At 35.8% G+C, this 24,174-nt stretch carries 12 protein-coding genes and 2 pseudogenes; 13 read left to right on the top strand and 1 reads right to left on the bottom strand.

What is annotated here, in order from left to right:
• Positions 1-74 precede the first annotated feature (74 nt).
• From CALSC_RS19470 to CALSC_RS19430, 9 genes are all read left to right on the top strand, one after another.
• Positions 75-6,206 carry a non-ribosomal peptide synthetase gene (locus CALSC_RS19470; RefSeq protein ID WP_327331611.1) on the top strand — a complete coding sequence of 2,044 codons (6,132 nt, stop codon included), beginning with the start codon at positions 75-77 and terminating at the stop codon, positions 6,204-6,206.
• A 68-nt stretch (positions 6,207-6,274) separates the two neighbouring features.
• Positions 6,275-7,759, top strand: a complete 1,485-nt coding sequence (locus CALSC_RS19465; protein WP_327331610.1) for an MFS transporter — start codon at positions 6,275-6,277, stop codon at positions 7,757-7,759.
• Positions 7,760-7,809: 50 nt separating this feature from the next.
• On the top strand, positions 7,810-9,018 hold the full coding sequence (locus tag CALSC_RS19460; protein WP_088242940.1) for an HlyD family efflux transporter periplasmic adaptor subunit: 1,209 nt from the start codon (positions 7,810-7,812) through the stop codon (positions 9,016-9,018).
• Positions 9,019-9,086: 68 nt separating this feature from the next.
• Entirely contained in the window at positions 9,087-10,301 is a 1,215-nt protein-coding gene (gene devC, locus CALSC_RS19455; protein WP_088242939.1) for an ABC transporter permease DevC, read from the top strand.
• Between the two features lie 91 nt (positions 10,302-10,392).
• Entirely contained in the window at positions 10,393-11,067 is a 675-nt protein-coding gene (locus CALSC_RS19450) for a DevA family ABC transporter ATP-binding protein (RefSeq protein WP_088242938.1), read from the top strand.
• A 154-nt stretch (positions 11,068-11,221) separates the two neighbouring features.
• Positions 11,222-11,956, top strand: a complete 735-nt coding sequence (locus CALSC_RS19445; protein WP_235006862.1) for a thioesterase II family protein — start codon at positions 11,222-11,224, stop codon at positions 11,954-11,956.
• Between the two features lie 630 nt (positions 11,957-12,586).
• Entirely contained in the window at positions 12,587-12,901 is a 315-nt protein-coding gene (locus CALSC_RS19440; RefSeq protein WP_088242936.1) for a hypothetical protein, read from the top strand.
• 43 nt (positions 12,902-12,944) lie between these two features.
• A complete protein-coding gene (locus CALSC_RS19435) occupies positions 12,945-13,940 on the top strand; it encodes a DUF1822 family protein (protein WP_235006861.1) in 996 nt (331 codons plus the stop codon).
• Positions 13,941-13,949: 9 nt separating this feature from the next.
• A complete protein-coding gene (locus CALSC_RS19430) occupies positions 13,950-16,292 on the top strand; it encodes a CHASE2 domain-containing protein (RefSeq protein ID WP_088242942.1) in 2,343 nt (780 codons plus the stop codon).
• Between the two features lie 62 nt (positions 16,293-16,354).
• Here CALSC_RS19430 and CALSC_RS19425 read toward each other — a convergent pair.
• Positions 16,355-19,243, bottom strand: a pseudogene (locus tag CALSC_RS19425) (two-partner secretion domain-containing protein).
• Between the two features lie 442 nt (positions 19,244-19,685).
• Between CALSC_RS19425 and CALSC_RS19415 the strand changes: the two are divergent.
• From CALSC_RS19415 to CALSC_RS19400, 4 genes and pseudogenes are all read left to right on the top strand, one after another.
• The gene (locus CALSC_RS19415; RefSeq protein WP_088242932.1) at positions 19,686-20,309 is read left to right on the top strand and encodes a hypothetical protein; all 624 of its coding nucleotides are present in this window, start codon (positions 19,686-19,688) and stop codon (positions 20,307-20,309) included.
• A 438-nt stretch (positions 20,310-20,747) separates the two neighbouring features.
• Complete coding sequence (locus tag CALSC_RS19410; protein WP_088242931.1) at positions 20,748-22,679, top strand: fatty acyl-AMP ligase; 1,932 nt, start codon at positions 20,748-20,750, stop codon at positions 22,677-22,679.
• A gap of 28 nt (positions 22,680-22,707) precedes the next feature.
• A complete protein-coding gene (locus CALSC_RS19405) occupies positions 22,708-23,028 on the top strand; it encodes an acyl carrier protein (RefSeq protein ID WP_088242930.1) in 321 nt (106 codons plus the stop codon).
• Between the two features lie 261 nt (positions 23,029-23,289).
• Positions 23,290-24,174 (top strand): annotated as a pseudogene (locus CALSC_RS19400) (hypothetical protein); the annotation flags it as partial.

Genomic DNA, 24,174 nt, shown 5'->3' with positions numbered 1-24,174 from the left:
CAGTAACTAGTGAAAGATTCATCGCAAACCCTTTCAGCTCCAACCCAGAAGAAAAACTCTACAAAACAGGAGACTTGGGACGCTACCTAGCTGATGGAAACATAGAATTCCTAGGTCGCATCGACAACCAAGTCAAAGTAAGGGGATTCCGTATCGAGTTAGGAGAAGTAGAAGCAGCACTCAATACTCATCCCCAAGTAACTCAAACAGTAGTAATCACCACAGAAGAGCATCCCGGTAATAAACGCTTAGTAGCCTACGTAGTAATCGAACAATCCTTAACCAAAAAAGAACTACGAGACTACCTCAAAACCCAAATACCAGAATACATGGTACCCAGTACCTTCGTCACCTTAGATACTCTACCATTAACACCAAACGGAAAAATAGATCGAAAAGCACTACCAGCACCAAACCTAGAAGAACGAGAAAACCCGTACATAGAACCAGGGACAAAAATAGAAAAAACCCTAGCAGAAATTTGGTGTGAACTACTATTAATAGAAAAAATAGGCATCAACGACAACTTCTTTGAAATCGGTGGAGACTCAATCCTCAGCATCCAAGTAGTATCAAGAGCCAAAAACGCAGGAATCCAAATTAGTGCAAAACAAATATTCCAACATCAAACCATCGCAGAACTAGCAAGAGTAGCAGGAAGCGTAACAGCAGTAGAATGTAACCAAGGAACAGTAACCGGAAGCGCACCACTCACACCAATTCAAGAATGGTTCCTAGCAGAAAATAAAGTAGAAGCTCACCACTATAACCAATCAGTAATATTACAAATACCTGCAAATACCAAACCAGAACTAATAGAAAAAGCCCTATTTAAATTAATAAGTCATCACGACGCTTTACGTTTAAAATTCCCATCACTATCAGAACATCAACAAATAAATTATGGACTTGAATCAACAGTACCATTTAATGTAATTGATTTATCATCAACACCCCAATTTGAACAACTGCAACAGATAGAAACAATAGCCGCAGAATACCAAGCAAGTTTAAATATATCCACCGGACCAATAATACAAGCGGTATTATTTAAATTAGGTGAAAACGAAAATGGACGGTTAGTAATCATCATTCATCACCTAGTAATAGATGGTGTTTCTTGGAGAATATTATTATCAGATCTACAAACAATTTATCAACAATTAATCAATCAAGAACCAGTAAAACTAGAAGCAAAAACCACAGCATTTATTGATTGGGCACAAAAATTAAATCAATATGCCAACTCAGACGCAATTCAAACAGAATTAGAATATTGGTGTAACCAACCTTGGAATGAAATAACACCATTACCATTAGATTATCCATCACAGAAACAATCAAATATAATTGATACAGCAGTTAACTATAGCGTCAAATTAAATCAATCAGAAACCAAAGCTTTATTAGGGAAGGTAAATGAAGCTTACAACACTCAAATCAACGATATATTATTAAGTGCCCTAGCTATTTCATGTTCTAATTGGACAGGGAATTCAACAATAGCCATTGACTTAGAAGGACACGGAAGAGAAGAAATATTTGATGATGTAGACTTATCCAGAACTGTAGGTTGGTTTACCAGTTTATTCCCAGTATTATTACAACTATCCAAAGGCTATCAAAATAAAATATCCGATGTCATCAAATCAATCAAAGAACAATTAAGAGCAATACCAAATCGCGGTATTGGTTATGGAATTCTACGTTATTTAAGAGAATCTAGCCCACAAACAGAGCAATTACAAACAACACCCACCCCAGAAATTTGTTTTAACTACCTAGGACAATTTGACCAAGTACAATCAGAAAGTGATTGGAAATTTGGTACAGAATCAATAGGAGATAATGAAAGTCCCAAACAAAATTGCGAATACTTATTAGAGATTAATAGTTTAGTCGTAGAAGGCTGTTTACAACTGAATTGGACTTACAGCAGCAAAGTTCATGATTCAGAAACCGTAGAAAATTTAGCACAAAACTATATTGTTGCTCTTAAATCAATCATCGAACACTGTCAGTTACCATCAAGTCTGGCTTATACACCAAGCGATTTTCCCGATGCAGGCTTGAATCAATTAGAACTGGATGAATTATTAACAACAATCAAGACAATCAATCAAACCAATCTAAAAAATATCTCTTCTATTTATCCTCTTTCCCCCACCCAGCAAGGGATGTTATTCCACAGCTTTTATGCACCAGAAAGTGGAGTGTATTTTGAACAAACATCCCTAAATATAAAAGGCAATTTAGATATTGTTGCTTTTAAATCAGCTTGGCATAAAGTTGTAGATAGATATTCGATTCTACGGACATTATTTATCTGGGAAAATCGTCAAATTCCCTTACAAGTTGTTCTCAAACAAGTTAAATTACCTTTTGAAAATCTCGATTGGATAAACTTTTCTCAGACAGAACAGCAGCAGAAATTAGAGAATTTATTGCAAACCCATAGAGAACAAGGTTTTAATTTCAATCAAGCTCCAGTGATGAACTGTACTTTGGTGAGATTAACTGAAGATAGTTACCAATTTATCTGGAATTATCACCACGTCCTCATGGATGCATGGTGTTTATCAATTATTTTCAAAGAAGTTTTAAGTTTCTACGAGACTTCTGTTTCTGGTGAAGTTCTACATTTACCTTCACCACGTCCTTACCAAGATTACATTACTTGGTTGAATCAACAAGATGATGAAAAAGCAAAATCATTTTGGCAAAATACTTTACAAGGTTTTAGCGCTCCGACTCCCTTAGTTGTTGATAAGAAACAATCTCAAATTGAAGCAGACGATTCGGATTATTGTCAAATTGGTTTACGTTTATCGGAGAAAGTAAGTCAAAAGTTACAGGATTTGTCGGTAAAATCTCACCTAACTGTATCAACTATTGTCCAAGCTGCTTGGGCTTTGTTATTAAGTCGTTATAGTGGTGAAGATGATGTATTATTTGGTGTAACTGTTTCTGGTCGTCCTGGTGATTTGTCTGGGGTTGAGGAGATGGTAGGATTGTTTATCAATACTTTACCGTTGCGGGTACGAGTATCTCCTCAAATGTCTTTGACTGCTTGGATGGAGCAAGTACAAAACTCAATTATCCAGTTGCAGGAGTATTCTTACACTCCCCTAGTGGAAATTCAAGCGATTAGCGAAATCCCGGCTCAAACTCCTTTGTTTGATAGTATTTTGGTGTTTGAGAATAATTCATTTGACACCTCTGAATTGAATGATATTTGTCCTTTGGAGTTGAATGAAGGTGAAGGTTTTGAGCGTGTTAATTATCCGTTGACTTTAACTGTGGCTGCTTCTAAGCAGTTGTCGATGAATATTGGTTACGATACTGATTGTTTTGATGGGGATACCATTGAGCGAATGTTAGGACATTTGCAAACTATTTTGTGTTCGATTGCGGATAATCCCCAGCAACAACTCAATGAGTTACTTTTACTCAGTCAAAAAGAACGTCGTCAGTTGTTAACTGAGTGGAATAATACTGCAATGGATTATCCCACTAATAAATGCGTTCATCAATTGTTTGAGAAACAGGTAGAGAAAACACCGGATGCTGTTGCGGTAAGCTTTGAAGGGGAAGAGTTAAGTTATATCGAATTAAATCAAAGAGCGAATCAGTTAGCGCATCATTTACAAAGTCTTGGTGTTAAACCGGAAGTATTGGTGGGGATTTGTTTGGAACGCTCTATTGATATGGTTGTCAGTGTTTTAGCTGTACTCAAAGCTGGTGCTGCTTATGTTCCTGTTGACCCCAATTATCCCCAGGAACGAATTAATTATATTCTTGATGATGCTGCTGTCGAAATTTTAATTACCAAAACTAGCCTAATTTACTGCTTACCAACTAATGAAACTAAGCTAGTTTTGATTGACGATAATCAATTTGCATCCACAGCTAGTTGCTCAAACCCAGTAAATAAAACTAATCCAAATAACTTAGCTTATGTCATTTACACATCAGGTTCCACAGGTAAACCCAAAGCTACGATGATTGAGCATCGGGGTTGTGTGAATCACTGCTATGCAATGATTGATACTCTTGAACTCAAAGCTACAGATACTATTGCCCAAACTGCTCCGATTGGCTTTGATATATCTGTATGGCAAATTTTGACCATTTTGCTGGTTGGTGGTAGGGTTTCGGTGATTCAAAATGAAATCATCCAAGAACCAAGTAGATTCTTTGAAGAAATTGAAGCTGAAGAAATTACTGTAGTACAGGTAGTTCCTTCCTTACTGGCTACAATGCTTGATATTTGTGACCATTGGGGAGCGAAGAATTTATCTCACTTACGTTGGTTGTCGGTTACTGGTGAAGCCTTTAATGCTAATTTGATGCATTGGTGGTTTAAGTATTATCCTTCAATTCCTTTACTTAATGCTTATGGTCCTGCTGAATGTTCCGATGATGTAACTCTTTATCCAATTCGTTTTGGTGATAATTCCCAGTTATTAAATTCCAACACCATCCCCATCGGCAAACCAATCGCAAATACACAAATCTACATACTCGACGCTCACCTCAATCCAGTACCCATAGGAGTACCGGGAGAACTTTATGTGGGTGGGGTTGGTGTTGGCAGGGGTTATCTTAATCGTCCCCAATTAACTAGTGAAAGATTTATCGCAAATCCTTTTAGCTCCAATCCGGAAGCAAAACTTTATAAAACCGGTGACCTCGGTTGTTATTTACCTGATGGCAATATTGAGTTCCTTGGTCGTATTGATAACCAAGTTAAGGTTAGGGGCTTTCGTATTGAGCTGGGAGAAATTGAAGCTGCCATTAATATTCATCCACAAGTAAACCAAGCTGTAGTTACTACTATTGAGGAACTTTCTGGTAATAAACGTTTGGTTGCTTATGTTGTTACTGAACAATCTTTGACTAATAAGGAACTACGGGATTATCTTAAGTCACAGATACCAGAATACATGGTTCCTAGTGCTTTTGTTACTTTAGATGCTCTACCACTTACACCTAACGGTAAAGTTGACCGTAAAGCACTACAGACAATAGATGTGGATATCATTGAACGAGAAAATCAATATATCCCACCACGTACAGCTGTAGAACTTGAACTAACTCAAATTTGGTCATCCGTGATTGGTATTACTCCCATAGGAGTTAAAGACAACTTCTTTGATTTGGGAGGTCATTCTCTTCTTGCTGTTCGTTTAATATCTGCAATCCAGACACATTTAGAAGTAAATTTACCCTTAGCTACTTTATTCCAAACTCCTACCATTGAAGAACTAGCGGTTACTATTGATTCTGCTTCATCTGAAAACCTTTGGTCTTCCTTAGTACCAATTCAACCAAAAGGTTCATTACCACCTTTATTCTTTGTTGGGGGAGAAGGAGGAAATGTTTTGTGTTTCCAAGGTTTAGCACAATATCTTGAAAATCAACCCTTCTACGGTTTAGAACCACTAGGTCTTGATGGTGTAACCGAACCCCTAGGAAGCATTGGAGAAATAGCAGACCATTATATTAAAACAATTAAGTCAATTCAACCAGTTGGTCCTTACTACTTAGGGGGTCATTCCTTTGGAGGTACGGTTGCTTTTGAAATGGCTCAACAACTCCAAAATCAAGGGGAAGAAATTGCATACATTGCTATTTTAGATAGCGATCCACCAACTACCGAAGTCAACCATGAAGATGACAAGTTAAATCGGGATGATGACTCAAGGTGGATAAACGAACTTGTTCCAATGATTGAAGAATTGTTTGAAACAAATCTACAGATTTCCGATGAAACTCTAGCTTCCATCCCACCAGAAAAACAACTCAACTATTTCAAACAACAGCTAGAAATGGTTGGTATTTTACCTCCCCAATCCGATATCAAACTAGTTCGCGGTTTACTACAAGTTTACAGAACTCAATCTCAAATTGAAATTGATTACGTACCGCAAAATACTAAACCCACTGCGATCGCACTTTTCTGCGCTCAAGAAACAGATTCAGGGGAAAAAGATTGCGAACGTCTTTTAGAATTGCAAAAAGCAGCATTGGGTTGGAATCGACTTTCCCAACGAGAGGTGGAAATCCATACTGTCCCCGGTAATCACATTTCAATGCTGAATGAGCCTAATGTCAAGGTACTAGCTCAAACATTGCAAAAGTCTCTTGAGCAAACAAGGATTTCATTAGAAGAAGAACAACAAAAACAAGTGAATTCTAAATAAACAGAACTTACTCAATTATCTGCTGAAAGTGCGTTGGTGCGTGACACTAAAGGTTTCTTATCATCACCTTGAAAATCAATCAAAGTATCACAGCACCCTACGACTTCGAGGAAGTCAAAAGTCAAAAGTATTACCCCATTGATAAATCGAGTACCTCACTCACTCCCATCTCTAATAATAATCAAATGTTAAAAACACTCAAAAAAACGGGGATGTCCGTCTTTATTATTGTCTGGTTGGGTCAACTAGTCTCCGTTTTAGGTTCAAATCTCACCAACTTTGCTCTTGATGTTTGGGTTTATCAACATAGTGGTTCGGTTACCCAACTATCCTTTCTATTTGTATTTACAACTCTTCCCGACGTGCTAATTTCACCCTTTGTTGGTGTCTTGGTTGACAAGTGGAATCGGCGTTGGATAATGATTCTCAGCGATTTAGGTGCAGCTTTAAGTAGCTTAGTTATGGTCTTTTTGCTGCTCACCGGGAAAATCGAAATCTGGCATATATACCTCGCAAATGCTGTAAGTTCAATTTGTAATGCATTCCAAGCTCCTGCTTTTACTGCTGCTACTACCTTGCTGGTACCCAAAAAACACTTAGCTCGTGCAAGTGGAATGAATGAACTATCAGAAGCATTAGGAGAATTACTTTCTCCAATTTTAGCCGGTGTACTCCTGGGAATTATAAATTTATCCGGAATTATAGCTTTAGATCTAGCAAGTTTTGTGTTTGCTGTAACAACCTTATTCCTGGTTCGGTTCCCCAACCACAAATTAAGACGAGGTGCCGAACATAAGCAAGAAAAGAATAAAACCTCACTACTCCAACAAATAACTTTCGGTTTCCATTATCTAAAAACTCGTTCTGGATTGGTAGGCCTATTATTATTTGTTACCGTTAACAACTTCCTTACTGGAATACTTACCATACTTGCATATCCCCTCATACTTTCCTTTGCTTCCACAGCTCAACTTGGTGCAATCATGTCCATCGGTGGTGTGGGGACCCTAGTGGGAAGCCTAATTATTATCACTTGGGGAGGTGGAAGAAAAAATTATATCAACATACTTTTCAGCTTTATGTTTGCTAACGGATTTGCCATGATGCTTGCAGGGTTTCATCCTTCCGTTGCTCTACTTACCCTAGCTGCTTTTCTATTTTTTATGGGAATTCCTTTCGTCACTAGTTCTGCTCAAGTTATTTTTCAAAAAAAGGTTGCTCCCGAAGTACAAGGAAGAGTCTTTTCATTTAATGAATCTATCGGTAGTGCTTCCTTACCCTTAGCTTATCTTGTTGCAGGTCCCCTAGCTGACAGAATATTTGAACCTTTAATGACAGCTAATGGTCCTCTTGCTGGAAGTATTGGACAAATCATCGGAACCGGTCCCGGTCGGGGTATTGGTTTGATGTTTATCATCCTGGGAATATTAACTATGTTAGTCACTATTATTGCCTATCAGTATGCTCCCCTGAGAAGAGTAGAACGTGATTTACCTGATGCATACCATTTAGCTGATGAAATGGATTTCACTGATTGCACCGATAATTGTTGATTAATTCCTAATTATTGATTGCTAATTCTTAATTATTATTGGTATCAACTATGTTTAAAAAGCGATATCCAAAATTTTATTACTTAGCTTTAGCAGGTATTTTAAGTGTTTGTACGGCTTGCGACTCTTTGAAAGCACAGAGTAATGATATTCCCAAATCCACAACCGCACCTATTAGGTATGTAGCTCAAACTCGGGTAGTAGCCATAGGAAGATTGATTCCGAAAGGGGATGTGATTAAAATTTCTGTATTAAATGCTCGTGATAGTCGGGTTAATCAAATTTTAGTCAAAGTTGGGGATTTTGTTAAAGCGAATCAAGTAATTGCAATTTTACAAGGAAAAGAAAGAGCCGAACAACAACTTCGAGATGCTTTAGCAAATGTAGCCATCAAACGAGCGCAATTATTAAAAACTCAGCAGGGGAATGTAAAAAAAGCTGAAATAACGGCACAAAAAGCTACAATTGCTGAATTGTCAGCCAGAATCAGAAGTGAAACTAAACTAAAACAAGCTAAAGTTGCTCAAGCTAAAGCGACTATACGTAACTCAAAAGTTCAGTATCAACGCAATCTTGCTTTATTAGAAGAAGGAGCAATCAGTATATCTCAAGCTGATAATGCTCGGGAGGAATACGAGAAAGCACAAGCAACTCTAAATCAAAATAAAGCAGACTTAGAAAATACCGAACTTACCCTTAAAGCACAAATTGATAAAGAAAAAGCGAATTTACAGGAATTACTTGAAGTTCGTCCCGTTGATGTAGAAATTGCTAAAGCCGAATTAGAACAAGCTTTAATTCAAGTAGAACAACGCAAAGCCGAATTAGATAACTCTAAAGTACGAGTACCCATAGCGGGACAAATTTTGAGAATTAACACCCGTGTTGGTGAACAGATTAACACCGATTTAGGTATCGCCGAACTCGGACAAACTAAACAAATGTACGTAGTTACAGAAATTAACGAAACTGATATCGCCAAAATCAATTTAGGACAAAATGCAATTATAAACAGTGAATATGGCGGTTTCAAAGGTGAAATAAAAGGAACTGTAGAGCAAATAGGATTACAAATAGGTCAAACTAGTTTGGAACAGGGTCAAAATAATCCCAAAAATGATAAAAATGCTCGTGTTGTAGAAGTAAAAGTCCGTATCAACTCCGAAGATAGCAAAAAGATAGCTGCTTTTACCGGAATGCAGGTAAGAGTGAAAATTGATATTGAATCAACCAAAAATGCACGATTGATCGCGGATTAAATGGATGACACTTATGACACTGATTTCTTAACAAATAACAAATAACAACTAATAATTAACAACTAACAATGAAACTTACTTTTCTAAAAAATTTAGAGACTCCCTTAGCCTGGGCACAATTATCACATCAAAAAGTACGGCTTGCAGTTGCAACTACAGGAGTTTGTTTTGCCAATATTCTCATGTTTACTCAGATGGGTTTGCTTTCAATGTTAACTGAAGGTACAACTAAACTACATGAAAGTTTGGCTGGAGATTTATTTTTGGTGTCTTCCTTCAGTCCAACATTGAGATGGGGAATGTCTTTTCCTCGCTCTGTTATGTACCAAGCTGGGGGAATTGATGGTGTAGCTTCAGTAAGTCCTATTTATATCAGTAGCGCCAATTGGGTAAATCCTCAAGAGCTATCAAAAACTAATGACTCAAAACAACAAGGAGAAGCATTTACCAGCGAAGTTAGAATTATTGCTATTAATCCTGCTCAACCACCGGTATTTAATCTGAGTGAAGTTAATCAACAAATCACAAAATTAAATGTACCAGATACAGTATTGTTTGACAGATTTTCTCAAGATTCATTTGGTGATATTCCGCAATTAATAAATGGAAAACAGGAAATCACAACGATAATGGGAAATCGTCGTACCTATATAATTGGACTTTTTAATATGGGTAGTTCTTTGTCCAATAATGGTAACGTCATTATGAGCGATTGGAATTATGCTCAGCGTAGTGGAGGAGAAAAGCTCGATCAAGTTGCGATTGGTGTACTTAGGTTGGATAAGGGAGCAAATTTAAAAGCCATACAAGCAACCCTACGTGCTAATTTTCTCAATAATTTAGGAGTAGAAGTTTATACTCGTCAAGAATTAATTGTAAGAGAACAAGAATTTGAAATGTCAGAACCCAATGGTGTGGTTTTAACATTCGGTACTATAGTAGGTTTTCTGGTTGGTGTAATTATCGTTTATCAAGTACTTTACTCCGATATCAACGACCACTTAAGCGAATATGCCACCCTTAAAGCAATGGGTTACAGCGATATTTCTTTATTAAACGTCATCATTACCGAAGCAATTATTCTCGGAATTATGGGATTTATTCCCGGTTTTATTGCATCATTAGGGCTTTATCAACTATTAGCCAGCCTCACCAAAATTCCCTTAACAATGAAACTAACCGTAGGCATCCAAGTATTTATTCTAACTCAAATCATGTGTGCCCTATCCGGTGCGATCGCCACAAATAAACTTCGCTCCGCAGACCCTGCTGATGTATTTTAATTAGTTGTTAGTAGTGAGTGATTAGTTGTTATTTGCTATTCACCAATTATCCGTGTTATCAGAGCCATCAATTTAGTCCACGTTCGATATTATGAATTATACAGTTGCTGTTAACAATCTCAATCATTATTTTGGCAAAGAAAAGCTACGTAAACCTGTTTTAAATAACATTAGTTTAGAAATTAATTCTGGAGAAATCATTATTCTTACAGGCCCTTCTGGTAGTGGTAAAACTACTTTATTATCTTTAATTGGGGGTTTGCGTTCCGTACAAGAAGGTAGTCTAAAAATCCTCGGTCAAGAATTGCAAGGTATAAGCAAAAAACAACTAACCAAACTACGCAATCAAATCGGTTATATTTTTCAACACCACAATTTACTTAATTGTCTTAGCGCTTATAGTAACGTGCGAATGTCCTTAAAATTGCACCCCCAAATCCCCAAATCCCAATATAGAAAACGGAGTGTAGCAATCTTAGAATCAGTGGGTTTAGGTTCAAGAGTCGATTTTTACCCAGAAGAATTATCTGGAGGACAGAAACAAAGAGTTGCTATAGCAAGAGCTTTGGTAACTCAACCAAAGTTAGTATTAGCTGACGAACCCACCGCTTCCCTAGATAGTAAATCAGGTAGAGATGTAGTCAATATAATTCAGCATTTAGCTCAAGAAGAAGGCTGTTCGGTACTGCTTGTAACTCACGATAACCGTATTTTAGACATCGCCGATAGAATTATATGTATGGAAGATGGATATTTGCAAAATTGAAATATAAATATTTGTAAACAATCATGTAATTTTTAGATTTTTAACCTGAGTAGAATGGAGTGTCTAGATTGTTTAACCTGAAATCAAGGTGTTAACATGACGTTCTTATACTTTTAAATAGTTATGATAAATGCTGACGTTCAATACACAAAAAATGGACAGTTGGATTACTTTTCCTAAACCCAATCCAAAAGCTGATTTACGTTTGTTCTGCTTTCCTTATGCTGGAGGAAGTTCGACTATATTTCGTCCTTGGCTAAATAAACTTCTAAATAATATAGAAATTTGTCCCATCGAACTTCCCGGTAGAGGAAGCAAAATAAAACAGGCTCCATTAAATAGGTTGGAACCAATAATAGAATCATTCTCATTACAAATCAAACCATACTTAGATAAACCATTTGCTTTTTTTGGTCATAGTATGGGAGGAATCTTGAGTTTTGAACTAACAAGATTATTGTATAAAAAGTATAAAATTGGTCCTGTGCATTTATTCATATCTGCTCGTTCTGCTCCTCAAATAATAGATTCTAAACCACCAATTCATACTCTTCCAGAATCCGATTTTATTGAGAAATTACGGGATTACAATGGTACACCAAATGCAGTATTACAGAATAAAGAATTAATGCAATTATTTCTGCCTATATTACGAGCAGATTTTGCAGTATTAGAAACTTATACATATCATCATGCACCACCTCTAGAATGCCCTATTTCTGTATTTGGTGGATTAGAAGATAATAAAGTTTCTGTTGAAAATTTAGAACCTTGGAGAGCACAAACAAATAATAATTTCTGTTTAAAAATGTTTCCTGGAGGTCATTTCTTCATCAATGATTATTATCCACTGCTAATTGAAAAAATTTCTGAGATACTGAAAAATTGAGTAATAGTTGACGATTTTTTCAGAAAAGTGTAAATATGTCGAGTTACATCCATATTAGGTAAATTCAAAAAATAACATATCCAGCCCTGGTATTTAAAACTTCAAAACTTAACGCTAGGGCTAAATTTTGACTTGGAAGTGCTTTCTTTTCAACTTAATAACAATTCTTAATGAGTTGGCAAAACATCAAAATGAATATTTTGGGACTTGCTTAAACTGGATTCCCGCATAATAATGCTTTAGGGTGGCTTGTTTTTTCAAGCAGATTGTGATCGCCCGGAAGAATTCATCTAAAGAAAAAGGCTTGCTCAAATAGTAATCTGATTTAACTTGGATTTTATCGGTAAATTAGGATTTTACGCTGAATACTGAGTTATTAAATTGCATCAATAAAACTTGGTGCAAGATGTGAACGCCTAACTAGTGGCTATCGTCACTAGCAACAAATGAAACTAGCACATTTGATGAAAGTTCAAATCCTTAGCGGGTGAAGGTTTACAAACGTGTAAGTTAGAAGATTACACTATTGCTATTTGTGAATAAATGTAAAGGTTTGTAGAATTTCTGGGCTTCTAATTCCGAGTATAAGTACAAAGTTCAACTGCAAGGTTTTTTGATTTTTTCAAGCAAGTGGCGATAAGCCCAGAGGACATCGAAGGCATTGCTAAATCTGAAAATGTGAACTTTGATGCAAATTGTGATATGAATGATGATTCAAAACAACAATTAAATACATGCCTTAAAGAACTGGCATTGCAAGCCCAAGAGTATTCTAAGACATCTAAGCAACGCCGGGAAGCTTTAACAAGAGCAAATTTTAAAGCAATAGAGAAAAAAAGACATTCTGGAATGTCTTGGAAGGAAATCCCCGCAGAATGGGGAATTGGAATTTATTCATTACATATTTTTTTCCAAAGATGTATGAAAAAATTTACTCCAATTTAAAAAAAATGTGTGTAAACCCAATTAAGTATTAACCAACTTTAAAATGATGAACAGCCAAGCAGATATCTTAACTTATTCCGGACCAATACCTCCCAATGTGAGAAGAAAGTCTGAGGAGATTTGCCGTCACTTTCCTCAAGGGAATAAAGCCGAAAAAGTTCGTCTCAATACCTTCGCTGTATTGTTTGTTAATTCATATCTAGAATTCATGGGATTTGAGACAGATTTAGAAGCAAGTGATAGCCAGAATATCTTATCCCAAATGTATTTAGATATTGCTGATTTGTTGTTAAAGAATAATTCTTATTTAGAATGCCGTCCAGTATTAGAAGGAGAAAATTATGTTTACGTACCGCCAGAATTGCATTCAAAGGAAGTTTGTGGCTCATCAAACCTTATTGGTTATTTAGCAGTACAAATTAGTGAATCATTCCGGGAAGCAAAAATATTAGGATTTATTAAAGAAATACACAATGAATATGTACCAATTAATCAATTCAAATCGTTAGATAATTTACTAGAAGAGTTAGAGGAGTTAGAACATCAGAAAGAATCAAATGATGCTTCTGTAATTACCTCTAATTTTAAAGAAGTTCAATCCAAGATTGTTAATCTAAGTCAATGGTTTGATAATTTAATTGATACAAGTTGGCAAGAAGTATCAACTTTATTCAATACAACAGAAGCCAATCTGGCTTTTGCAACTAGAAGCTCTAAAACTAATTTAGTAAGTAGAAGTAAATTAATTAATCTGGGAACAAATATCGAAAAACAAGTAATCTTAATAGTTACTGCTACACCAGAAAATGAAGCTGAGATGGATGTGATTGTAGAAATTCATCCCACAGTTAAGGAAACTTATCTGTTCCCCAATTTGTCTTTGAGTATATTAGACTCGGATGGGGAAGCTGTCATGCAAGCCTATACCCGTGAAAATAATAAAAATATTCAATTGGAATTTTCCAATGATTTAGATGAAAGTTTTAGTCTGAAACTTACTTTGGGAGATGTTAGTATAACAGAAAGCTTTATCGCCTAAGTGCTACCAATGAGAAAATTAGTTGTACTCAAACTTGATGGTAATTTAAATACAGGTGTTAGAGTCACACTGGAAATTGGTGCAGAGAATCAACGCCCTTTTGCAGAAACTAGTGGTAAATTACCACCGAATAAAACTATGATAGCTGCAATTGAGGAGTGGAATTCAAATTATCGCAGTTTGTGGAAATTTGCCCGTATTAAAGCTAAGAAAATTTCCTATGATGGTTCAATCTGTAAACGTCGTCGAGATTGCTATCAATCAATTTATGAATTAAAAGAGCAATTAAATTGCTGGCTTTTGAGTGAATCTTTTCGTCCAATTCGAGACAAATGGCTAAAATACTTAACACCATCTGATGAAATACGGGTTTTAATTCGTACTACCCAAATGGAGTTAAAAAAACTTCCTTGGCATTTGTGGGACTTGGTCGAGAAGGATTATCCTAAAGCAGAAATAACTTTAAGTGTTGCGGAATTAGAACACACAGAAGTTATTAATACATCATCTCATAGAAATAAATTAAAAATCTTAGCTATTTTAGGTGATAGTGATGGTATTGATGTTGAAAAAGACCGTCAATTATTAAAAGATTTACCAGGTGCGGCTACAACTTTTTTAGTAGAGCCACAACGTCAAGATATCAATAATCATTTATGGAATCAACCTTGGAGTATCTTATTTTTTGCAGGACATAGTAAAACAGAAGATGATAAAGGTAGGATATATATAAACGATAGTGATAGTTTAACGATTACCGAACTCAGATATGCTTTGAGAAACGCCGTAAAAAACGGTTTACAATTGGCAATTTTTAATTCCTGCGATGGCTTGGGATTGGCACGGGAATTACAGGATTTACAAATACCTCAAGTGATTGTGATGAGGGAACCAGTACCCGATTTAATAGCTCAAGAATTTCTCAAGTATTTTCTCTTAGCTTTTTCTCATGGGAATTCAATATATACTGCTGTTCGTGCTGCTAGAGAAAAATTGCAAGGATTGGAAGGTGAATATCCCGGTGCTAGTTGTTTACCTATAATTTGCGAACATCCGGCGAAAATTACACCAATGACTTGGAATTCGTCCCAATTATCTGATAATAATCCCCTAAAAGTGTTTTTTTTAGCAAGTGTATTGATAACTGCTAGCGTATTAGGAATTAGACATAAAGGAATATTACAAGAATCAGAATTACAAGCTTTTGACACAATAATGCGTCAGTATCCATCTGAAAGCAAAGATTCACGTTTGCTAATAGTTGAAATCACCGAGAATGATTTAAAATTACCAGAACAGGAGCAAAGAAAAGGTTCACTTTCTGATACAGCATTAGCACAAGTTTTAGACCAACTTGTTAAATTCCAAGCAAGAACTATAGGTTTAGATATATATAGAGATTTTCCAGCAAAATTCAATCCAGAGTTAGTTAATAAATTGCAAACTAGCGATAATTTTTTTGCTATTTGTAAGGTAAGGAATGAAACTTCAAAAGACCCTGGAATTGCACCTCCTCCAGAAATTCCACTAAAACGTCAGGGTTTTAGTGATGTTGTTTTAGATACAGATAATGTTTTACGTCGTCATTTACTAGCAATTAATCCAGCATCTCCAATATCTCCTTGCGTTGCACATTCTGCACTCAGTACCCAGTTAGCGCTTCATTATCTCAAAGAAGAAGGGATTAATGCTTCTTACGATTCGGATAAGAATTTAAAAGTGGGTAAAATTGTTTTTAAACAATTGCAATCTCGTATGGGTCCTTATCAAAAAATAGATGCTCAAGGCAATCAAATATTACTTAATTACCGTAATAATAAAGGTTCTATTTTTGAGATTGCTCCCAGAATTACACTCACAGATGTTCTTAACGGAAAGCTAAAGCCAGAAGCAGTAAAAAACAAAATAGTAATTATTGGTACTACCGCTCAAAGTTATAAGGACTACATTTCTACACCTTACAGCAAACAATCTGAGTTTCACCAACAAATACCAGGAGTGATTATACAAGCACAAATGGTAAGTCAAATTGTGAGTGCCGTTAAAGATAATAGACCATTATTATCTGTATTACCTATTTGGGGAGAAATATTATGGATTTGGAGTTGGGGTTTAGTAGGAGGTGTAATTAGTTGGCGCTTTCGGAAAGGAATATATTTAGTATTAGCATCCTTTGGTGCAATTAGTATTTTATACTTCGCTTCTTACTTCCTTTTTTTTTCTCAAGGAGTATTGATTCCTCTAATTCCTTCAGCTTTAGTGTTAATATTTACGGGTAGCATCATCGTAATTTATTTCAATTCTCCAGAACAAGGGAATTATTTAGACAAAATAAGGGTGTTGATAAAATGAAATTACCACTACATAATATTTTTGAAAAAATCGGATGCTCCCGGTAGGCAATGCCCACCTTATTACCCGCGACAATTATTATTTTTGTACCAATTATCAATTTGCCTACCATTAGCCGCATCTACAACAAAAAATATTTCTCCTTTTTTATTTCGTATCCAACCAGTTGCTTCTACAATTTTCTTCGGTGTAGAGATTTTAGGTTTTGTAGAAACATTTGTATTAACAGGTTGATTAATTTCCGATTTGATAGTTACTAAATCAACTTGTACCGCATCTGCACTCAAAGCATCGGTGGGTAGGTGCGGTAAACCACCACGTCCGATAATTTCAAATTGACTTTGGGCTATAGAGCTGCCAGCATTACAACCTTGAGCGATTTTTGTTTCTACAGGAATTGTAGCTAAAGTGATTAAGCCACTGTTAAGGTCAATGTTGGAGGTAATGATTTCTACATTACCGTTTGAGTTTTCTATATCATCATTAGCACCAGTGGCAGTAATATCACTTTCATCTGTTCTGTCTAGTCGAAATTCGGTACCAAAGATACCTTGAGTATTAATTAGGACATTTCCGCCACGGAAGTTTTTTGAATTGGCGCTAATGTCGCTGTTCTCAAGAGCGGCGATAACATCAACATTAATATTAATGTTTCCACCTTGGACGTTTTCGCCTTTTGCATTAGTTTCAATTCTACTGTCACGGCGCATTATCAAGTCTTGTGCATTAATATTAATTGTCGCCTCTTCTGTTGGTGAATCCAATTTATTACTGCGTGTATCTGCAGTAAGTAAAGCATTATTATTTAAACGGATAGAATTAGCATTTATTGTTAAGTTACCTGCGGTTGTTTCTTTGCCAAAACCTTTCACACTTAACTCTGCTTCATTTTCAATCTGTAAAATATTAGTAGTAATATTTAAATTTCCTCCATTTCCTTTACCAAGAGTACTTGCATCTACTATTGCCCCATCTCTTACAATTAATGTATTAGTTTTAATAGTTAAATTCTTCGCATTTCCTGTTGAATTTGGTCGCGTAGAAGCAAGTATGGCACTTGGAAATCGACCTGTTTTACTTCTACCAACCAGTTGTAAGTCTTGCGCTTCAACAGTTAAATTCCCTCCGTCACCGCTACCAAATGTACTAGTAACCACCTGTGCCCCATCTTTTAAAATTAAGGTATTAGTTTTAATTTTCAAGTAACCTGCATTCCCTATTGAGTTTCGCTCCGCAGAAGTACGCAAGCCACTAGGAAATCCACCAGTTTTACTGATACCAATCAATTGTATATTTTGGGCTTCAATAGTTAAATTTCCTCCATTACCTTTACCAAATGTCGCACCACTGATAACAGCTCCATCTCTCACGGTTAATGTATTAGTTTTGAGTGATAAATCACCCGCATTTCCTGTGGATCCTGGCTGTGCAGAAACTAATAAAGCACTAAGAAACCGACCTTTTTCGGCTTTACCAGTTAGTTCTATTTCTTGAGCTTCAACAGTTACATGCCCCCCATTACCTTTACCAAATGTGCTAGCACTCACCAAACCTCCATCTATCACGGTTAATGTATTAGTTTTAATTTTCAAGTAACCTGCATCCCCTGTTGAATTTGGTCGTGCAGAGGTACGCAAGGCACTGATAGGGAACCTAACATCTTTACCTTCACCAATCACTAGAACATCTTGAGCTTCAATTTTTAGATTTCCTCCATTACCTTGACCAAATGTAATTGTGTCAACTTTTGCTCCACCTTTTACTTGTAACCTACTAGCACGAATATTGATATCACCCCCCTGTCCCCTTGCTTTTGGTTGCACACTATTAATAAGTTCGCTATCGTCTGTAAGAAAAATTCCACTCGTTGCATTAATATCAATATTTCCTGCTTTACTCTGCTGGAACCCACTACCTTCGTTTATCCCTGCAAATAGAAAACTATCACCTGTCATTTCTAAATTCCTTGCATTAATCGTGATACTTCCAGCATCATCAGCAGCAACTCTTACACCCGCACCATTACTTAGGGTAATATCACTTCTTTCTACCCCTGAAGGAAAATTTAAACTGAGGTTATTCCCATCCACATTTAACCCAACAGTTCCCAAACCTGCTAACCCACCTAATTCCACTCGTCCTGCTCTCGCGACTAATCCACCACCATTAATGTTTACATCACCACCAACCAACAGCAAACTCTTACCATCCGGTACCCGCAAACCCTTACCGGGATAGTTCCCTGATGGATTTAATCCTACATCTGCAACTGAATTATTTTGAATCGATGCTGCTTGAATTTGATTGAAAAATAAAGCATTGGGATTTATCTGTAATAAAGATGAATTATTTTCTGGAGCGGAAGCACTGAAAAAATTATCTTCACCAAATCCAATTGCATCAGCAGTACTCCCCAAAAATGAACCACCAATATCTAATCGCGCATTTTCCCCAAATATAATTCCCGCAGGATTAATTAAAAATAAATTCGCCGTACCGTTAGCTCTAATTAATCCATCAATGTTAGAAATTGAACCACCTGTAACGCGAGTAAGTAAGTCGGCACAATAAAACCAAACTATGTGGAGAAAAGTAAATAAGGCTAAAACCCTTTTTCCCCCTGCTCCCTGCCCCCTGCCCCCTGTCTTATCCAAACGATAATTTTTTACGCCTACCTACTTAATAATATTATTTATATTAGCTGAATTATTAAAATAAGCTTCAGTTCCAGTAGGGATAGAAAACTCTTGGAAACTATGGAATAAATTATTCCCAGCCCTTGTTCCAGCTTCAATTAAAGTAGTATTTCCTTGTAAATTGACAGTAGAGTTATTTGGTAAAGTACTATCGGGAGTAATTTGAGCTTGAACTGGACTTACCCAAAGAACACTCACACCAATGCAAGCTGTTCCTAAAAACTTACTCCAATAAGTACTTGTATAACTCAACATTATATGTATGTACTCCCTACATTTTGCAATTATTACCAACAAACCTAGTTATTTTCAGCTTAAGAAATAGGATTTTTCCACAAACCTCACAGTTTAGTTACAAAATTTAATAATAAAATAGCCAAATATAAATATCAACTTTTGTAAATATTTGTAGAAATTTTAGGCTTTTAATTTTGAGTATCAGTGTGATGCTTCGGTTTTGCAAGTTTTATCAACTAGTAATTGTTGAATCTGAAACTGGGGATAACGTGAGGAATTTAAGTTTACTAAAAAGACTTCAGTAAAATCGCATCATATCCACGAATATGTGACTTTCTTTCCTATGAGTGATTTTGATAAATATTCAAATATAAAAAAAACTTTCTCATTGTTTAGGTTTAAAAATTAGTATATCAGCCTAAATGTTAATCATTACATCAAATTTTACTGGAAATTAGTTATGACTATTACACCTAATGCGACATCCAAAGCTGGACAAAATGCTATCAAAACATTAGCCAAAAATCATCAACATAATTTGGAGTCTGATTATACGGAGAAAATGAAGAGTTTAGCCCAAGCTTTTGAATATGAAAAAGCCAAAAATCACTACTGGAGTGACCCTCGTTTTTCTTTATTCTATGGAACTCCTTTATATGAACAGGCTTCGTTAACGCAAAAACAGGCTCTCAATCATTTATTTTGGATTTTATTCTATAAAACAACTGCTGAGAGTGAAATTGAAACAGTGCGTTATAACTTGATTACGGCAGGAACACTCTTGGCAATGGATTCAGACTATAAATTAATAGCAGAGCAATTAGAGCATGAAGCACAGCAAGAGCGAGTTCACATCCATTGTTTTTATAAAATTGGTTATAAAACACAGAAACTTTTATTAGGTAAATCTAATAAATCCGATTTAACTAGTAATACAAAAAAGACCTCATATTTCTATAATTTATCTATGAAGTTGAATTATTTTTTTGAAAAAATATTACCAAAATCTGAGAGAATCAAGTCACTTTATCTTCAAGATTTAGTGTCTAATAATATGCCTGTAATACCTTCTGTGGCTATATAACCGAGAAATGCGTCTCATGTCTGCTGGAGGATCGATTTCGAAAGCGATCGCACAGCACAAAAAAGTCTTTCAACAATTTGCGAAGTCTGTTTAAGTTGAAAGCCTTATATGGGAGCATCCCAATTTTGCAGAAAATAAGATGTGTAGTGCGCTTAAATCTTGCACAAAGGCTAAGAATAGAGAAGGGAAAGAGAGGGTAGAAAAAATTAAATAACCCCTCAAATTAATAAAAAACAGTAATAGAGAGCGAGACGCTCCCACTACAACCAAATAAATTTTCCCCAGGGATGCTTCTTTTATATAAAGTTTTGTAACGAGTCGTGAAAATTACAAGATTTGAATCCTGAGTATAAGTACAAAGTTCAGCTTTTGCATTGTTTATAAACTAATAAATGATTGTTGAAGCTGAAAATAAGTTAAGTCATCGGAGAAAGAAAAATGCAGTATTCAGATAATGTCTCGATTAATCATAAAGCCCGTGAGAGCCCACCAATAGATAAGTTACCTGAGGTTTTTGGGAATGAAGATAATAATATAATTAATAGTAATGCAAGTATTATTTCATCAGATTTCAGTAAAGCAGAATCTCTTGTTGATGTGCTGCGCTACAGGAATCAATACCAAGGGTCAGATAAAGCTTATACTTTTCTTCCCAAGGGAGAAACAGAAGAAATAACTATTACTTATCAAGAGTTAGATAAAAAAGCCAGAGCTATTGCTGCTATGCTGCAAAGCATGGAAGCAAACGGTAAAAGAGCACTTTTACTCTACCAACCAGGTTTGGAATTTATTGCGGCTTTTTTCGGATGTTTGTATGCAGGAGTAATTGCAGTTCCTGTATATCCACCGAGACGCAACCATCATGGAAATCGAATGCAAGCGATTGTGTCTGATGCTCAAGCAACAATTGCTTTAACAACTACATCTGTTTTTAATAATATTGAAAACACTTTAAAATCAGAAACAGAGTTAGCCAATTTAAGTTACATAACTACAGACTTAATTGACAGCGAAAAAGCCTCGGATTGGCAGTATCCTCAAATAGACAAAAACACGTTAGCGTTTCTTCAATACACTTCAGGTTCTACGGGAACACCAAAAGGAGTAATGATTTCTCACGGAAATCTGCTCTACAACGAAGAGATGATACAGCAAGGATTTGGTCATACATCGGATACAATCTTTGTGGGTTGGTTACCTCTGTATCATGACATGGGGTTAATTGGGAATATCTTACAACCAATGTACTTAGGTATTCATTGTGTTTTTATGCCACCTACAGCTTTTCTGCAAAAGCCCATTCGTTGGTTACAAGCTATTTCTCGCTACAAAGCAACTACCAGTGGTGGACCCAATTTTGCCTATGACTTTTGCGTAGAAAAGATAAAACCAGAACAATTAGAAGGTCTTGATTTAAGCAATTGGGAAGTTGCTTTTAGTGGTGCTGAACCAGTTCGGGCTAGAACAATCGAGCGTTTCACCGAGACTTTTGCAAAATGCGGCTTTCGTCAACAAGCATTTTATCCTTGCTATGGCATGGCTGAAACAACTTTATTCGTTTCAGGAGGTTTGAAATCAGAAGAACCGATTATTCGTGCTGTTAATGGAACTGAACTATGGCAAAATCGAGTGGTTTTCACCGATACATCGAAAGTCGATTCCCAAGAATTTGTAAGTTGTGGTTGTACTTGGATGGAACAAAAAATTGCGATTGTTAATCCAGAGACTTTAATCGAGTGCAATTATGGAGAAGTTGGGGAAATATGGGTTTCTGGTGGAAATATAGCTCGGGGTTACTGGAGAAAACCAAAATTAACTGAAACAACTTTCAATGCTTACATTGCAGATACAGTTAAAGGACCATTTCTACGCACCGGAGATTTAGGATTCTTACAGGATGGTGAATTATTCATCACCGGAAGAATCAAGGATGTAATTATCATCCGGGGACAAAACCACTATCCCCAAGATATTGAATTGACTGTAGAAAATAGTCATATAGCATTAAAACCGGGTTCTGGTGCAGCTTTTACCGTAGAGGTTAACAACCAAGAACGATTAGTTATTGTTCAAGAAGTAGAGCGTACTTACCTACGGAAGCTGAATATTTATGAGGTTGTTGGGGATATCTCTGAGGCTGTAACTGCAAAACACGGCTTACAGGTTTATAGTACTGTCTTCATCAAGACTGGCAGTATTCCCAAGACTTCTAGTGGTAAGATTCAGCGTCATGCTTGCAAAAATGCATTTCTCAATGGCAGTTTGAAAGTGTTGCAAGATTGGAGTGAAAATCCAAGTCAGAAATCTAATTTTCGCCATTTAAAGACTGAAGTTGAATCTTTGTTATATAAAGTACAAAGTTGTAAATAAGTCAACTAAAATTCAGGAAATTTAAACAATGGAAATTCAAAATACTCAATTCACCAATGTCGAAGAAAGTGTAAATAAGAATCTACCAACCAAAAAAGAAATAATAGCTTGGTTAGTCTCTTATTTAGCACAATTGTTGCAAGTTGACCAATCAGATATAGATTTGAAAATTCCTTTTGACCGTTATGGTTTAGATTCTTCCGCAGTAGTGATTATGACTGGTGATTTAGAAGAATGGTTGGGATATGAGCTTGAACCTACCATAATGTATGATTACCCAACTATAACAGCTATGGCTGAAAATTTGTCGGCGGAAAGCCAGTTAAAAGTAGAGAAACTATATGTGTAGAAAATTTCGAGAATAATTGTATTCATGGCATTGCATAAATGCGGGATAAGTGGGATTCGCGGAAGTAAGAAGTAAGATTTTCTGGGTTTTTCAGACATGTTTAATAGTTGGCTTATTTACGCCCCAGCGTACTAGCATCTGAAACTATTAATACGACCTTCAAAATATAACTAAATTATCCCATAACTAAGCAACTTCTTATTCATCATTAACTCTGCCTCAAATAATGGATTCCAAGAAATAGATAAATGGAGGAATATTATGGTTATTTCTAAAAAAACACCTCAAAGCAGAGAAAATAATCGGTTACAAGTGATAAGTAAAACGTTTCATAACAACAAAAATTCTGACTATACAGAAAAAATTAAACAATTAGAAAAAGGATTTGATTATAGCAGTAACAGCAGTGAATACTGGTGTTTTCCAGAGCAATCAATATTGTACGGCACTCCATTTTATGAAGCTGCTTCCGATTCACAGAAAATAGCTTTAAATCATTTATTTTGGGTGATGCAATATAGTAAAATTGCCAATGATGAAGTTGGTACAGTTTTATTTAATCAGTTGACAGCCAGTGTTTTTTCTCGGATTGAAGATTGCCAAGAGCTCTGTCAAGAGTTAGAGCTTGAAACGGCTCAAGAAAAATTCCATATTCATGCATTTCAAAGAGTCGGTTATTTGACTAGAAAATCCCTCTTAGGTAATACTTTATTATCTTCTTCTAAGCAATCTGTGAATAATAATTTTTATAATTTGTTTTACAGATGTAGCTATAATACAATTAAATATCTTTCCAAAATCACCTTAGAAAATAAAGAAAAATTTGCTTCCGATTATTTAAAAGAATTAGATAGGAAGAAAAATATGCTATTACCTACAGACGGTTTCTTTAGTCGTCGATTACCATTTATAGCGAGAATTCCAACTTCACAATTATATTTTTGGCAATCTGGAACTTCTCCATTTATAGCATCACAATTCTACGCGATACGCTTTATAGCTAATATGATGCTGAAAAATTGGGAATATAATTATGTGCAGTATTTGAGACAGCAAGAGAAGAACAGTCAATTTGTGCCGATTCCAACACAAATATCGAATTTTCATCTTTTAGATGAGTCTTTCCATACCAATATGTCCAAGTTT

The sequence above is a fragment of the Calothrix rhizosoleniae SC01 genome (assembly GCF_900185595.1).
Classification (GTDB): Bacteria; Cyanobacteriota; Cyanobacteriia; order Cyanobacteriales; family Nostocaceae; genus Calothrix_A; species Calothrix_A rhizosoleniae.
Note: the sequence above shows the minus strand (reverse complement) of the source record. Positions and strands in the feature narration are given on the sequence as shown.